Here is a 14,526-nt window from a genome sequence, read left to right as displayed (position 1 = left end):
CGCGCTCACCGCCCTTCCTTCAGGCGGCCGTCCTCGATCGTGATGACGCGCCCAGCCTGCGCGGCGATCGCCGGATCATGCGTGATCACCACGATCGTCTGACCGGACTTCGCATTGGCCTGGTGCAACACGTCCATGATCTCCTGCGAATTGCGCTGATCGAGGTTGCCGGTCGGTTCATCGGCCAACACGATCGCCGGCTGTCCGATCAGTGCGCGCCCGATCGCGACACGCTGTTGCTGGCCACCGGACAACTGGCTCGGCAGTGCGCCCCGTTTTTCCTGCAACCCCAATGTCGCCAGGAGCTCATCCAAGATCGCGGCCGGCACCGTTTTGCCATCCAGCTCAGTTGGCAGGGTGATATTTTCCGCCACCGTCAATTCCGGCATCAGATTGTAAAATTGATAGATCAAGCCGACCTGGCGCCGCCGAAAAATCGCCAGCTGGGTCTCATTTAATTTGTAGATATCCGTGTCGTAAAGCTGCACGCTGCCACTCGTCGGCCGATCGACCCCGCCGAGCAAATGTAGCAGCGTCGATTTGCCCGACCCGCTTGGCCCGACGATCGCCAAAAACTCCCCCGCTTCGATCGACAAGCTCACGTCATCCAGCGCAGGCGTATCCTCGCCGGGATATTTTTTGGTCAAATGGTCCGCTGTTAAAATTGCCATTTCGTCCACCTCCAAGATAGCCCAAGCATAACGATTCAAAGTGACAGGTAAGTGACAGGGTGCAGGATGCATAGCGGGGCGTTCATACCCGGACAGCTCGGCTAATGCGGAAGAGGCCGCTTCGGTCCCCGGCAAAATAGGCTGGAACGGAGTGGGCACGACTTTGAGCCTTTTGCAAAACCAGCAAAAGTCTTAAAGCTCGGCCTTGTTGTACGCCGGGAAAAGCCCCCGGCTAACAACAATTTCACCCCTGAGCCTATTTTGCCGGGGTCCTTCGCTACAGCAGAGTTTGGACAGTAACTATCTCGGCATCCTTCTCGCTAAGTCGAAAGCTTATCTGTTCGAGCGTCCTACTTGAAGAGACAAACTTGCGGCGGCCCTGGACAGACGTTGCCAACGACTGGTTATCGGATGGGACGGCGCGCCCATTTTCTTTCGGCCTCCTGCAGTCGTCGGCCAGAATAAGAGCCGCGAACCAATGCCTGCCATCCGCGATTTGCTGCCAATCATCAAGGCACTCGAGCTGACAACTCATGACTACCCAGATCTGACAGCGCGCATGAAGTACCGGATTGCACTAATTCAACCATGCCGGCGAAGCACACCAGTAGCGAAGGGGCTCGGCAGAATAGGCTCAGGGGTGAAATTATTCTTGGCGGTTTACCACCTAGAATAAGGTCGAGCTTTTTGCCTTTTGCCGGTTTTGCAAAAGGCAAAAAGTCGCGCCCACCCCGTTCCAGCCTATTCTGCCGAGCCCCGTAGCGGGCGACACACAATCCACGTCCTTAGTTGAACCACTCGACCCGATATTGCACGCCGCCCTTCACGTTGGCGATGGTCAGGCGGCCGTCACTTGCCGCGATGATGCCCTGCGCGATGGCGAGGCCGATGCCCAAATTGTTGGGGCCGGTCTGGCTGCCGCGATAAAAGCGCTCGAACAAATGGGGCAGCTCCGCAGCGGGAATCGCCGGTCCCTGATTGGTGACGGTCAGCTGCGTCGCGATTGCCGTGGCCGATGCGGCGATCGTCAACGTGCTGTGCGGCGCGGCATGCTCAAGACTATTTTTCAACACATTGATCAACGCCTCGCGTGTCAGCTGTGCGTTTACATTGACCAGCAGGCCGTCATCGCTCTGCCAATCCAGTTGCAAGTCGCGATCGGCCAACGGGTTGAGCAACAGATTCACCGCACCGCGCACCAAGTCATTCAGCGGCTGCGACGTTTTTTCCTGACTCAGCGTGTGAGTGTCCACCCGGGCCAATAGAATCATCTGGTTCACAAGAGCCGCGAGCCGCTGATTTTGCGCGAGCAGAGCGTCGCGAGTCTTGGCCGCGTTCGCCTCGTCGAGCAGCTCAAGCAGGTTGTCGCTGGCCGCGATCGGGGTGCGCAACTGGTGGGCGATGTCGGTGATCGCCCGACTGAGCTGCGCCCGGTCGCGCTCAAGATCCGCCCGCAGCGCCGTGGTCCGCCGCACATATTGAAACAGCTGGTTGTGCAGGTCCGAAAACAGGCCCTCGTCGTTGAGCGCCATCTGATAATCCGGCTTGTCCTGCATCGCGTCGGCCAATCGCTGCGTGATCGCGGCAAAACGCTCCTGAAGCTGGCGGAGCCACAGCCAGCAAGTCAGCCCGATCGCAAGCACCGCCAAGATGAACAGCCCCAAGAGCTGCCAGCCTGCAGCCGGGGCGTAGGAAGATGCGATGACGCAGACCGCCCCTGCGATGAAACTCAGCCCAGCGCCGAGGCCCACAATGCTGCGCGTTTCCGGTGCCTCAAGCCAATGTATTTTCGCCATTGATGAAATACCCCATTCCCCGTACCGTCCGAATCAGCGGCAGCTCGCCCGGCTGTTCCAATTTTTCACGCAAGCGGCGCATCGTCACGGTCAGCGTGTTGTCCGAGACAAAACTCCCAGAGGCATCCCATAGCGCAAGCAGTTGGTCGCGCGTCAAGAGCTGGCCTTGATGCTGAGCGAGAAAACTGACGAGTCGCCATTCCGTTGCCGATAACGGCACCAGTTCACTGCCGCGCCGGACCTCGCCTCGGGCTAAGTCCACGGTCAGCGGGCCCATCGCCAAAACGGCTGAAGGCAGCAATTTTTCCAGCCGCGCCACAAGCACACGCAAACTGACCGGCTTGACCACATAATCGTCGGCCAAGGCCAGTCCCGTCAGCATCGCGCTTTCCTGATCGTTGGCGGTCACCACCAAGACCTTTGCGGCAAGCAGCGGGCGCCAGGTTTTTAGCCAGGTCAGCCCATCCCCGTCCGGCAAGGTCAGATCCAGCACCACCGCATCCGGCGCGCTTTCGGCGATCGATGCGTCCGCCTCACCCAGCGTGCCAGCGATGTCGACCGCCATCTTGCGCCCCAAAAACGTCGCCATGCTTTCGCGCAGCGCCGGCTCGTCCTCAACGATCAACACCCGCATCGCGGCCACCTCCGTGTGTTTTCAGCAAAAACGCGGGAGCATCGCCCGCCGCCTGTTTTCGATCAAACGCTCAAGCGCATCCAGATCATCCAAAGTCGCCTGGCTGCGAATAAACGTCTCGGCCGCCTGGCGCTGGGCGAGGCGCTGTTCCTGCAAAAATGCCTCGTCCGCTGAAAGCTCAGCTGGCCGCGACTTGCTTTCCTGTTCGTCTGCCATTACGAGTCCCCCTTTGCTGTCGCCAATAAGCGGCACCTTTTCCCCAAGTCTAGCTGAGTTGGCTGCGAGTTGCATCAAAAAAGCGATTCCCAAAAGAATCGCTACCAGGATCAATATGGATTGTCCGTCTGTTTGAGCGGCTGGTAATCGCCGTACTCGACTTGGATGGTCACATGCGCGATATCAAACGTGTGGCGCAAGTCATGTCCAAGCTGTTCCAAAAATTGGTCGTTGTTGCAGTTCGTGTTGCGCATCACATGCACCGTCAGCGCGACGTCTTTTGTCGAAAGCGCCCAGATGTGCAAGTCATGGCAGGCCACCACGGTCGGAAAGTCGGTGATCATTTTTTTCACCTTGACCGTGTCGATCGCCTTGGGCACCGCCGCCATTGCGAGGTTCATCGCGTCCCGCAGCAGGCCCCATGTGCCGACCAGGACCACGATCGCGACCAGAATCGAGACGATCGGGTCGAGCCACTCCCAGCCGGTCAGGAGGTACAGCCCCCCGGCGAGCACCACGCCCAGCGACACGCCGGCATCCGCGGCCATGTGCATGAACGCACCCCGAATGTTGAGGTCATGTTGCTGGCCCGCGTGAAAAAGCATGGCCGTTGCCCCATTGATCAAGATGCCAACGCCCGCCACCAGCATCACGGTGCCGCCCGCGATCGGCGCCGGGTTCGCGAGTCGCCCGACCGCTTCGACGATGATCGCCCCCATCGCCACCAACAAAAACACGGCGTTGATCAAGGCGGCCATGATCGACGAACTCTTATAGCCATAGGTGCGTTTCATCGTCGGCTGGCGGCCGGACAACCAGTCGGCAAACCACGCGATGCCCAGCCCCAACACGTCGCTGAGGTTGTGCATCGCGTCGGCGACCAGCGCGATCGAGCCGACCACCACGCCAAACGTCACCTCGGCGATGATGTAAAGTGCATTGAGCAAAATGCCCCAGAAAAAAGCCTGATTCGGTTTCGGTTTGATCATTCCTCGAACCTCCTTCATTACCTTCATTCTGGTCAATTAAAAACGCAAAGTCAACGCATCAAAAGTTAGCGTAACCGCCACCGATTAAGGCGTTAGCGTTTACCAGGCGGGGCTTTGAGAAACACTTTTCCCGAATTACGGGCAAGAAAAAAAGCCCCCACAAGTCGCGAGAAGCCTTAATGAAGTGGCCGCAGGAGATAGACCTCCTGGCAAAAGCCTTTCATGCTGTTATAAATGCGGTGCGCGCGACTTTCATTTTGGCACAGGCCAAACACGGTCGGCCCGCTGCCTGACATTTGCGCGACCGCCGCGCCATAGCGGAGGAAGCGGCGCTTGAGTTCCGAGATCTCCGGGTGCCGCGCCGCCGTGACCGGCTCCAAGGCGTTGGCCATGCCGCTGATCATCAAGGGAAAATCCTGCTGGCGAATGCCGGCGACCACCGTCTCTGTTTCCGGGCGGGCGAGGTCATCGCGATAGTCCAGCGCGTTCAAAATGGTGTTCGTTGACACCGACAGTCGCGGCTTGGCCAGCACCACCCAAAAATTCGGCAACGGCCCCAGCGGCTGCACGACTTCCCCGCGTCCCGTGACCAGCGCCGTTTGCGAATAGACGCAAAACGGGACATCGGAATCCACCGCCAGGCCAATTTTCGCAAGCTTCTCCGGCGAATAATTGAGTTGCCAGAGTTGATTGAGCCCGCGCAAAACGGCGGCCGCATCCGATGACCCGCCGCCCAGTCCCGCCGCAACGGGGATATGTTTTTCAATGTAGATCTTCGCACCGGCATTCACGTGGGCCGCGGCGCGTAATGCCTGCGCCGCCTGGTAAGCCAGGTTACGCGGGTCTTCGGGTAAAAAGCCGCTGTCTGTGGTGACATGAATCGCGGCGCTTTTGTCGATATGCACATAATCCGCCAAGTCAACGGATGTCATGACCATTTTCCACTCGTGCTCGCCGCCGGGGTGGCGATAGAGGGCATCCAGGCTGAGGTTGATCTTGGCTGGCGCTTTTTCAATGATCGTCATCGCTTCACCAGCTCGCATTCTATTACTACCAGTATACTGTTTTCCTCGGCGACGTGCACCATGGAAGTCTGGCCCACTGCAAGTGCATTGGGAAAAATGCGCGTGCGTTTTGTGTCTCTTCTTTGCCCATCAACACTCCCCCATTGGCATTCACAATTTCCCCACGAAAAAACCCGCAGCTTCAACTTCCGCTGCGGGTCAATCGGTATTTAGTTTTAGGATGCTTTCTCTTCGTCATCAAATGTGATCTGAATTGATTTGGTGAGAAGATCGGCATAACTGTAGGAAACGCGTTCGAATGAGTTCTCGTCTTGGTCGAGTGCGACAACAAAAACGGCCGGGTAAGTTTCTTTGAGCGTGCCGCGCCGGCGGGTCACTTTTTTGCGACCTGCTTGGGCGACGACTGTGACATTTTCACCGATCTTGGAATCGAGTTGCTGCTTGATGCTCGCTAACGTGATTGGCATGCACTTCACCTCTTAGTTAACATCATAACAGATTCGCAAGAAATTTGCAATTATACCATTGCCATGCAAGCCGCGCAACAAAAAACGCTCGCAAACCCGCGCCGTGGTCGCTTTTCTTAGCTTTTTCTCATCATTTTGCGTTATCGAACGTCGCGGGCAAAAAGGGCGTTGCTAAGAGCCGCAAATGCCGGAATATCAAGTGTTTCAGCCCGCGTGCTTGCCTCAATATTGCAATCCTGCAGTGCCAAAGAAATTTTTTCTTTGACCGCGTCCGTTTTTCCATAAAGGTTGATAAGATTATTCCAAAGTGTTTTGCGCCGGGCCGCAAAGCCGCCTCGGACCAGCTTATCAAAGGATTCCTGATCAGTGACTTCGGCCAGTGGCTGGGCGCGGCGAGTCAACGTCACGATGGCCGAATCGACATTCGGGGCTGGGACAAAGGACTTGCGGCTGACATCAAACGCCACCGCGACATGCATGTTTTGTTGCACAGCGATGGAGAGACTACCGTAATCTTTGGTGCTCGGCCGCGCCGTCAAGCGATCCGCGACTTCTTTTTGCATCATCACGGTCAGACCGGCGAGTGGCAGGTCGCTTTGAAGCAGGTGCATCAAGATCGGCGTCGTGATGTAGTACGGGAGGTTGGCGACCACTTTGAGGCGCGTTGATCCCGGCAATTTTTCCTCGACCAGCGCCGGCAAGTCGAGCTTGAGCACGTCGCCTTCCACCACCTGCACGTTATCATACGGTGCCATGGTGTCGGCCAAAACAGGCAGGAGCTGCGGGTCGATCTCAATGGCCAGCACCCGGCCTGCACTACCAGCTAAAAATTCGGTGAGCGCGCCGATTCCGGGTCCGATCTCGATCACGTCATCCGCTTCGGTCAGTTGCGCCGCGGTCACGATGCGCGCCAAGACTTTGGGGACGGTCAGAAAATTTTGCCCGAGCCGTTTTTTCAAGCGAAACCCATGGGCCTTCAAAATCGCGCGGGTGCGTTCGGGCGCGACGATCGGTAATACGTCAGTCATGTGAAGCCTCCTTGTCGAGCTGGGCGAGCGCGTCGGTCAATTGCGTGCGTGTGATGCCGAATGCCTGCAAGCGATGGACGAGCTGCTTGCCATTGGTGTAGCCGATGTGGAGCAGCTCCCCCAGCCGCTCACGTTTGGCGCGGGACCCGGCACCGCCGATCAGCCCGGCTGCCTGTAAGTCGCTTTGGTCGAAGAGTTGCGGCGCGTCCTCACTCGGCGTCGCCACCGCCTCCAGCGCAGCCTTCAGCGCAGCCGGGCTGGCGTGCTCGACCCCAAGCGAGCCTGGACCATCCGGGGCTGCCTCGCCTCTTGGCAAAAAAGCGTGCTGAACGCCGGGCACATGAGCGCTGATGGTTTTGCGAATCTTTTCGCCCGGGAAATCCGGATCCGTGAGCACAATCACGCCGCGCGTTTCCTGCGCCTTTTTGATCACATCCAGCGTTTTGTCATCGATGGCGCTGCCGCGCGTTTCGATCGTATCAATCTTGCCGAATGCCTCGGTCAGTCGTTTCGTGTCGTCACGGCCCTCGACCACGATGATCTGTTTAAATGGACTCAATTGTTCTCCTTTAGGTTAAAAATACGGTGGGCGTTTGCCCGAGTGATCGCGGCGATATGTTCCGGCGTGTCGCCGCGCAAGTTAGCCACGGCCTCAACCACATAGCGGGTATAGGCTGGCTGGTTCGGCCGTCCGCGGTACGGCGCCGGGGTTAGATAAGGCGCGTCCGTTTCGACCAGCAAGCGGTCTTCGGGAATGACCTGCACGCTTTCGTGTTCCTCAGGCGCATTTTTGAAACTGACAATGCCGGAATAGGAGACATACGCGCCGAGGTCAAGGAACTTCTTGGCCCATTCGCCGTCGCCGGTGAAGCTGTGCATGATGCCGCCGATCTGGTCAAAATGTGCTTCCTGCATGATGCGATAAGTGTCGTCGAAGGCCTCGCGGGTGTGAATCGACACGGGAATGTGCAAGTCACGTGCGATGGCGAGCTGGCGGGCAAAAACACGGCGCTGGGTCTCACGCGGGCTGGTGTCCCAGTGATAATCCAGTCCGATCTCCCCTAGTGCGACCACTTTTGGATCGGCGAGGTCTTGGATCAGCTGATTTTCTTTGGCCTGATCGTAATCTTTGCTGGATTCGGGATGCCAGCCAATGATCGCGTAGAGGTTTGAAAAGCTGTGCGCCAGGCGCAGGGCCCCGTCATTCAGCACGGTGTCTGAGCCGACGATCGCCATTTCGGTGACGCCTAGGTCGTGTGCCTGCTGGACGTATTCTGCTTCGTGGCCCAAGTACGGCGTGTCGTTTAGATGGGTATGTGAATCAAAGATCTCCATGTTGTACACCTCATTCGTCTCCTGCCATTATACTTGCCAGCAACCGGGCCGGCAAATCGACCCGGATTTTCACTGTCGGATTTGGAGAAAGCGCCCGGGTGAGCTTCGGCCAGAAACTGGCTGGCGACCGGAGTAGAGCGGACAAGTGACTTTGAGCCCGCGAAGGTCGCGGTCTCAAAGCTCACTTTCGGCGTAGGCGGCATAGCCGCCAACGCCGACGAGGGGGCTTGCTCTGGGCGTTAGGCGTTTACGCCTTACGCCCAGACATGCGAAGCGAGCCATTTTCGGCCGAAGCCCACCTCATATCCAGCACTGCAGAAATACAGAAGTAGATTTGCCTTCCCGGTTGTGGAAGATGCTTGGCAGAAATCAAATGACATTTACGCATTGATACTGTTTCTAAAATTCGCTTGCTGTCCCCTTCTGTCGGCGCATTTCTTCGCCCTACGCCGCCTTCCGCCTATCTCTCACGCGCCATAATCTGTCGCAATCGCCACGGATTCGACACGTTCCACACGCAAAAAACCAGCCGCAAGCCCTTTTCCTACAAGGCTTTGCGGCTGGTTTTTCGGTTGTGTGCGCGTTTTTTCTTCTATTATAAAGGCGATCAATGCAAGGTGTTTGCCTGGATGGTGGCGATGTCGAGGTAGATGCGGGCGAGGACGATAACGGTGAGGCCAATGATGACCAGAATCGCGGCTAATTTGCGTTTACCTTCGACTGCTTTGCCTTTTGCCTGGCCCGCTTTGGTGATGGAAAAACTGGCGGCCTGGTCTGGGTCTTTTTCAAGCATCTGGTCGATGGCGGCGAGGTTTTTGGCTCGACGTGTCCAGCTGGTGCGGGTGAACCAGAGATAACCAGCCATGACGAGCACCGACCAGACGCACAGGCGCGCGAGGTGGACTTCCAGTTCAAGGGTCACGGCAAGCCAGCCGCCGAGCGTGACCATCATGGCCATTGCTGAAAGGCCAAGACGGGTTTGGCTTGTGAACAGCGCGTTATCGAGGTCGACGAGCGCGAGTTGAAGGCGTTGGTTGTAGCGCCACGTCTCGAGTTTGGAGAGGCCAAGCGTCTTGGTCAGGGATGGTGCCTGTTTGTCCGCCTGTTTTTTGAGGCGCAGGCTGAGAAATGCGCACAGTATCGCCACAAGCATGGCGCCTTGAAAAATAAGATTCGCTGTTGTTGTCATGATTGCCTCCATATGTAGGGCAAGTGTACCCCGCAAATGTGGCGTGTGTGTGAAGATTAGTCAGCCGCCGAAACTATTTTTTCTGAGGTGTCGCCTCACTCGCAAAAGTGATTTGACTGGACGCGGGCATCGACCCACATAGCCAAACCACCGGTGAAAGCGGCGAGTACGTGCCGCCTGCCGTGAATGTTCGGCGTGGATCAGTTGCCAGTATGTTGCATCCTTTTTGGCAATTACTTTTTGGCTGACGGGCACATCTAACAAGAGGCTGGTCAGGGACATCGCGCCGCGCTCGTATTGGCACACAATCGTCGCATTTTCCCCGGCAATTTGCCACACCGTTTGAAGCGTGGTGTCGACGATAAGCAGAATAGCCACCGCGAGCACGACGAGTTAACAGCGGCTTGCCTTTATTATTCTTGCTCCATCGAGATTCTACGAACAGTTTCGGCCGGCACGACGATTTAGGAATCCTTGACGCGATTTCTCGCTCTTTCGCTGTGGCTCCGAATAATAGAATCTCAACGCTATCAAGCAAGCGCCCGATTTCCCCAGGCAGCGTTGTAGCGTGAGCAGTTTTTGCCTGTGTCAACTGAAGTAATAGACTGGTCACTCGTCTCCGTATTTGAAGATCTCGCCCCATTGTTCGTTTGGCGCAATTTACTTGTGATTTTGAGAAAAGCGTGCTAACGTCAACAGGAACGAACAAGAACTCACAAACAATGGAAAAGGTGTGACGACAATGCTCAAGCGCGAACGGCTCATTACGATCAAGTCGCTGGTTGAAAAAAAGGGAATCGTGACCGTCAGCGAAATCGGTGAAACGCTTGGGGTGTCCACCATGACCGTGCGGCGGGACCTCGATGAACTCGCGGCGGAAAATGCGCTGATCCGGATCCACGGCGGCGCGCAAAGTCGCGGACTGGCGCACATGCCCGAGCGCAGTCACGACGAAAAACGCCAACTGGAAGTCCCTGCCAAAACGGCGATTGCGCGCCTCGCCGCAGATATGATCGATGACGGCGACACGATCTTCATCGGCTCCGGCACCACGCTGGAATTGATTGCCCCTTACATCGAGGCAACTGATGTACGTTTTATCACCAACGCGCTGCAAGTGTTCGAAAGCTTTCAGCGCTTGGGCCGTCGCGTCGACCTTCAGCTGATCGGTGGCACCTACCGCGCACGCTCAGGCGCCTTTGCCGGCAGCCTTGCCAACGAGGTCCTCGAACGCCTGCGCTTTGACAAAGCCTTCGTCGGCGCCAATGGCATCAACAAGGAGCTGATCACCACCACCAGTCCCGAAGAAGGCCAGACCCTGCGCATCGCGTTGAAAAATGCGCACGCCACCTTCGTCGTATGCGACCATAGCAAACTCGATCAGCAAGATTTTTATACCTTCTATACCCTCGACCAGATCAGCGGCCTGATCACAGACGACGGCGCAGACGAAGCCGCCCTCGCCCCATACGCCGCATTGACCACCGTGCACATGGCAAAATAGGGTGCGTAGCCGAGCGCTTAGGTCCCAAGCCAATATCCCGCGCCTCAAGATCCACACAAAAAATCGACCCGCACCCGCGAGTCGATTTTTTCATATCCATTCAACTTAAACTACCCGATCAGCGACCCATTTTGCAGGCCAGCCGGAACCTCGACCAACGTGATCTTGCCCTCGTTGTCCTCGGCCGACAGCAACATGCCTTCCGACATCTCGCCCTTCAGCTTGCGCGGCTTGAGATTGACCACCGCCAGCACCTTTTTACCCTTGAGCTTCGTGAATTCCGGATAGAACTTGGCGATGCCCGACAAGATCTGCCGCGTGCCCTCGTCGCCGGCGTCCAGCGTGAACTTCAAGAGCTTGTCCGCGCCGTGCACCTTCTCAACATTCAGAATTTCCGCGACCCGGATCTCGCTCTTGTCGAACGCCTCGATGCCGATCTCGCCCTTGCGCGTCTTCTCATCGACCGTCGCCAACTTCTTCGGCGGCTGCATCTGCGACTTGATGAACGCGACCTCTTCCTCCGCGTCAAGCCGCGGAAAAATAGGTGTGCCCTGCTCGGCTACCTTGTTGCCGGCCGGCAGATGCCCCCACTCAAGCGTCTCTTGCGCCTCGTCCTGATCGTCCAGCCCAAGCTGGCCGAACATTTGACGGGGTGCGTGCGTCATGATCGGCTGCACGAGCAGCGCGATCAGCCGCAGACTTTCTGCCAAGTGGCCCATGACAGAATCAAGTTTTTCCTTGTCCGCCGGGTCCTTGGCCAGCGTCCACGGTTCAGTCTCATCAATATACTTGTTCGCGCGGGCCACCAGTTTCCACGCCGCATCCAATGCGTCGGAGAACTGCAGGTTATCCATCAACTTGTTGTAGTCACCCAGAGTTTGGGCGGCCACCTTTTCCAGATCGCTATCAAATGGCGTCTTGTCCGCCAGCAATTCCGGCAGCACGCCGCCTTCATACTTGTTGATCATGGCAACGGTCCGGTTGAGCAAGTTGCCCAAGTCGTTTGCCAGATCAAAATTGATGCGATCGATGAAGTCCTCCGGCGTGAAGATGCCGTCGTTGCCAAACGGAATGGCGCGCATCAGATAATACCGCAGCGCATCCAGCCCGTAACGCTCCACGAGCATCTCAGGATAGATCGCGTTGCCCTTGGACTTGGACATCTTGCCGTCCTTCATCACCAGCCAGCCATGGCCGTAGATCTTCTTTGGAATCGGCAGGCCCAGCGCCATCAAAATGATTGGCCAATAGATGGTATGGAAGCGGACGATCTCCTTGCCGATCAGTTGAATATTAGCCGGCCAATATTTATCAAACAGCGTCTGGTCATCCGAGCCATAACCCAGCGCGGTGATATAGTTGAGCAGCGCATCGACCCACACGTAGACCACGTGCTTTGGATTTTCCGGAATCGGCACGCCCCAGTTGAAACTGGTGCGGCTCATCGCAAGATCTTCCAGACCCGGCTTGATGAAATTATTGATCATTTCATTTTTGCGGGACGCTGGCTGAATAAAATCAGGATGCTCATCATAGAACTGGAGCAACCGCTCACTGTACTTGCTCATCCGGAAGAAATAACTCTCTTCCTTGACCAGCTGCACCTCATGGCCGGATGGTGCCTTGCCGCCGATCACTTTGCCGTCCTTGTCGCGATAAACTTCCGCCAGCTGCGGTTCGGTGAAATACTCCTCGTCTTCGACCGAATACCAGCCCGTGTACTCGCCGAGGTAAACATCCCCCTGTTTGATCAGGCGCTCAACGATCTTTTGCACCGCGGCCACATGTTCTGGGTCCGTCGTACGAATAAATTTATCATTGGTGATCTCAAGCATTTTCCACAGCTGTTTGATCTGCGTCACCATGCCGTCGACATAAGCTTGCGGGGTGATGCCGAGCTCGTCCGCTTTCTGCTCGATCTTCAGACCGTGCTCGTCAGTCCCGGTCAGGAAAAAGACATCGTAGCCCATCAGCCGCTTGTAACGTGCCAAAACGTCCGCCGCGATGGTGGTGTACGCGTTGCCGATGTGCAATTTGCCCGACGGATAATAGATCGGCGTCGTGACATAGAACGTAGGTTTAGCCATGAAAATGTGCCTCCTGCAGCAAAAGGTACGACGCGGGAAATGACTCGCGCCGCCCGACAAAAAAGTCTTAGTTAGCTTTCAGTATAGCATAGGCCGCCGCTTGTTTTCAGTGGCTTTCCAGAAATTGGCGCGGCGGTGAATCTTCGCTGGGGATAATTTGAGGCGTGCGCTGGTAACTGGTGTGATGGGGTCACATTATTTGCGGAGTCTTCTGGCGGGTGGGCATCTAGTGTGACGCGGTGACATTAGTTGCGTGAGCTTTCGGGGGAGCGTGCTGATTTTGTGTGATGCAGTGACAATAGTTGCGTAAGCTTTCGGCGGGCGTCCGGATTTTGTGTGATGCGGTGACATTAGTTGCGCGAGCTTTCTGGGGGGCGTCCGAATCTTGTGTGATGCGGTGACATTAGTTGCGTGAGCTTTCGGCCGCGTGCGTATCTTGTGTGATGCGGTGACAATAGTTGCGTGCGCTTTCGGGCGCGTCCGGATCTTGTGTGATGCGGTGACATTAGTTGCGCCCTACGCCACCATGGACAAACCGGTGTGATGCTATCACATTGTTTTTACCTCCATATCGGAGGTGCGTACTCCGGGTATGCTGATGGACTGCTTTTGACAGTAAATTAGGACATCCGCATACCGGGAGTCTGCCAGTCAGTCACGCCCGCATTGAACACCTTCAAACCGGTGTGATGCCATCACATTATTTGTTAGCGCAGACCCCCGGGGCCTTTTTACTCTATGAACCCCGGGTCCGCGAATTTCGGGGTTTCCGTTCGATATTGTCATATTCGCGGACTCTGAGTCCATAAGATCTGCACGACCGAGCCCTGCACTTTGATGTTGGTGTGATGCCGTCACACCATTTTGCTACAGTGTATCGGGGAATCGAAAGCCGCGTACCCTGATATGCCGATCGACCTCTTTTGACAGCAAAAACGACATTCGCATACCCTGAGTACGCGAGTTATTGTTGGATATTGCGATATTCGCAGGCTCAAAGTCCATACGATCCCATTACTGCCCCGGGCAGAGCCGTTGCGCTGGTGTGATGCGGTCACATTACTTTTCGCCATTTCCCGGGAAATCGAGACCCGCATACCGGGAGTACGTCAGTCAGACACCCGTGCCCGGTGAACTCCCTTCAAACAAGTGTGATGCCATCACATTATTTGTCGTCGGCGCATCGGGGAAATCCAGGCCGCGTACCCCGGGTATGTCGATTGGCCTCTTTTGAGAGCGGATCACAACACCTATATACCAGGAGTATGCAAGTGTTGACGCCGCCACTGCAATCGTCTGCGAACTAGTGTGATGCCCTCACAAAAGTTCGGCCGGTAGCGCCCGTTCTCAAGTCGTCGCCTGAAACGTCCCACGCGCATTCAAAGGTCACGTTCAAGCCAAAAACTGAATAATCCCCCGAATCACACCTTCTAATGCGTCTCTGACGACCGGTTTGTGTGGCTCAAAAAGCCGGTCTAGCGCGGTTTTAACAAATAGCTCGTAACACGCATTCTTCATTGGCTCACCGACGAGTCAAGAATGCCGTCAGATCAACGTTTTCGATGGCAAAATCGGCACCGAAAAA

The 14,526-nt window shown here is 56.4% G+C and carries 14 protein-coding genes; 1 reads left to right on the top strand and 13 read right to left on the bottom strand.

What is annotated here, in order from left to right:
* Positions 1 to 5: 5 nt before the first annotated feature.
* The 12 genes from JUE67_RS06060 to JUE67_RS06005 form a co-directional block, all read right to left on the bottom strand.
* Positions 6 to 671, bottom strand: coding sequence for an ABC transporter ATP-binding protein (locus tag JUE67_RS06060; RefSeq protein ID WP_203626460.1), 666 nt, complete (start codon positions 669 to 671; stop codon positions 6 to 8).
* Between the two features lie 785 nt (positions 672 to 1,456).
* Positions 1,457 to 2,467 (bottom strand): sensor histidine kinase, encoded by a 1,011-nt coding sequence (locus tag JUE67_RS06055; RefSeq protein WP_203626461.1) that lies wholly within the window; start codon positions 2,465 to 2,467, stop codon positions 1,457 to 1,459.
* Entirely contained in the window at positions 2,445 to 3,101 is a 657-nt protein-coding gene (locus JUE67_RS06050; protein ID WP_203626462.1) for a response regulator transcription factor, read from the bottom strand. The genes JUE67_RS06055 and JUE67_RS06050 overlap by 23 nt, the downstream gene beginning before the upstream one ends.
* Before the next feature lie 21 nt (positions 3,102 to 3,122).
* Positions 3,123 to 3,317: a hypothetical protein gene (locus JUE67_RS06045; RefSeq protein WP_203626463.1), complete on the bottom strand. Its 195-nt coding sequence runs from the start codon at positions 3,315 to 3,317 to the stop codon at positions 3,123 to 3,125.
* Positions 3,318 to 3,427: 110 nt separating this feature from the next.
* Entirely contained in the window at positions 3,428 to 4,306 is an 879-nt protein-coding gene (locus JUE67_RS06040; RefSeq protein WP_203626464.1) for a cation diffusion facilitator family transporter, read from the bottom strand.
* A 176-nt stretch (positions 4,307 to 4,482) separates the two neighbouring features.
* The gene (gene ispE / locus JUE67_RS06035; RefSeq protein ID WP_203626465.1) at positions 4,483 to 5,331 is read right to left on the bottom strand and encodes a 4-(cytidine 5'-diphospho)-2-C-methyl-D-erythritol kinase; all 849 of its coding nucleotides are present in this window, start codon (positions 5,329 to 5,331) and stop codon (positions 4,483 to 4,485) included.
* A gap of 215 nt (positions 5,332 to 5,546) precedes the next feature.
* The gene (locus tag JUE67_RS06030; protein WP_125698266.1) at positions 5,547 to 5,798 is read right to left on the bottom strand and encodes a Veg family protein; all 252 of its coding nucleotides are present in this window, start codon (positions 5,796 to 5,798) and stop codon (positions 5,547 to 5,549) included.
* 140 nt (positions 5,799 to 5,938) lie between these two features.
* Complete coding sequence (gene rsmA, locus JUE67_RS06025; RefSeq protein WP_203626466.1) at positions 5,939 to 6,826, bottom strand: 16S rRNA (adenine(1518)-N(6)/adenine(1519)-N(6))-dimethyltransferase RsmA; 888 nt, start codon at positions 6,824 to 6,826, stop codon at positions 5,939 to 5,941.
* Positions 6,819 to 7,385 (bottom strand): ribonuclease M5, encoded by a 567-nt coding sequence (gene rnmV, locus JUE67_RS06020; RefSeq protein ID WP_203637061.1) that lies wholly within the window; start codon positions 7,383 to 7,385, stop codon positions 6,819 to 6,821. The genes rsmA and rnmV overlap by 8 nt, the downstream gene beginning before the upstream one ends.
* On the bottom strand, positions 7,382 to 8,161 hold the full coding sequence (locus JUE67_RS06015) for a TatD family hydrolase (RefSeq protein WP_203626468.1): 780 nt from the start codon (positions 8,159 to 8,161) through the stop codon (positions 7,382 to 7,384). Before JUE67_RS06015 ends, rnmV begins: the two co-directional genes overlap by 4 nt.
* A 607-nt stretch (positions 8,162 to 8,768) precedes the next feature.
* A complete protein-coding gene (locus JUE67_RS06010) occupies positions 8,769 to 9,350 on the bottom strand; it encodes a hypothetical protein (protein ID WP_203626469.1) in 582 nt (193 codons plus the stop codon).
* Positions 9,351 to 9,410: 60 nt separating this feature from the next.
* Complete coding sequence (locus JUE67_RS06005; RefSeq protein WP_203637060.1) at positions 9,411 to 9,728, bottom strand: hypothetical protein; 318 nt, start codon at positions 9,726 to 9,728, stop codon at positions 9,411 to 9,413.
* A gap of 364 nt (positions 9,729 to 10,092) precedes the next feature.
* Between JUE67_RS06005 and JUE67_RS06000 the strand changes: the two genes are divergently transcribed.
* Entirely contained in the window at positions 10,093 to 10,854 is a 762-nt protein-coding gene (locus JUE67_RS06000) for a DeoR/GlpR family DNA-binding transcription regulator (RefSeq protein WP_203637059.1), read from the top strand.
* Positions 10,855 to 10,964: 110 nt separating this feature from the next.
* Here the strand turns inward: JUE67_RS06000 and metG are convergent, their stop codons facing one another.
* Positions 10,965 to 12,941, bottom strand: a complete 1,977-nt coding sequence (gene metG / locus JUE67_RS05995; RefSeq protein ID WP_125698522.1) for a methionine--tRNA ligase — start codon at positions 12,939 to 12,941, stop codon at positions 10,965 to 10,967.
* Between the last annotated feature and the right edge of the window lie 1,585 nt (positions 12,942 to 14,526).

Origin of the sequence: Lacticaseibacillus mingshuiensis (genome assembly GCF_016861785.1) — a bacterium.
Taxonomy (GTDB): Bacteria; Bacillota; Bacilli; order Lactobacillales; family Lactobacillaceae; genus Lacticaseibacillus; species Lacticaseibacillus mingshuiensis.
The sequence above is the reverse complement of the archived record's forward strand: the minus strand, read 5'-3'. Positions and strand labels throughout refer to the sequence as shown.

Coding starts and splice junctions, on each gene's coding strand:
- JUE67_RS06050 (WP_203626462.1), bottom strand. CDS start 3,101: ATGCGGGTGTTGATCGTTGAGGACGAGCCGGCGCTGCGCGAAAGCATG.
- ispE (WP_203626465.1), bottom strand. CDS start 5,331: ATGACGATCATTGAAAAAGCGCCAGCCAAGATCAACCTCAGCCTGGAT.
- JUE67_RS06055 (WP_203626461.1), bottom strand. CDS start 2,467: ATGGCGAAAATACATTGGCTTGAGGCACCGGAAACGCGCAGCATTGTG.
- JUE67_RS06030 (WP_125698266.1), bottom strand. CDS start 5,798: ATGCCAATCACGTTAGCGAGCATCAAGCAGCAACTCGATTCCAAGATC.
- JUE67_RS06000 (WP_203637059.1), top strand. CDS start 10,093: ATGCTCAAGCGCGAACGGCTCATTACGATCAAGTCGCTGGTTGAAAAA.
- JUE67_RS06010 (WP_203626469.1), bottom strand. CDS start 9,350: ATGACAACAACAGCGAATCTTATTTTTCAAGGCGCCATGCTTGTGGCG.
- rsmA (WP_203626466.1), bottom strand. CDS start 6,826: ATGACTGACGTATTACCGATCGTCGCGCCCGAACGCACCCGCGCGATT.
- JUE67_RS06060 (WP_203626460.1), bottom strand. CDS start 671: ATGGCAATTTTAACAGCGGACCATTTGACCAAAAAATATCCCGGCGAG.
- metG (WP_125698522.1), bottom strand. CDS start 12,941: ATGGCTAAACCTACGTTCTATGTCACGACGCCGATCTATTATCCGTCG.
- JUE67_RS06045 (WP_203626463.1), bottom strand. CDS start 3,317: ATGGCAGACGAACAGGAAAGCAAGTCGCGGCCAGCTGAGCTTTCAGCG.
- JUE67_RS06040 (WP_203626464.1), bottom strand. CDS start 4,306: ATGATCAAACCGAAACCGAATCAGGCTTTTTTCTGGGGCATTTTGCTC.
- JUE67_RS06015 (WP_203626468.1), bottom strand. CDS start 8,161: ATGGAGATCTTTGATTCACATACCCATCTAAACGACACGCCGTACTTG.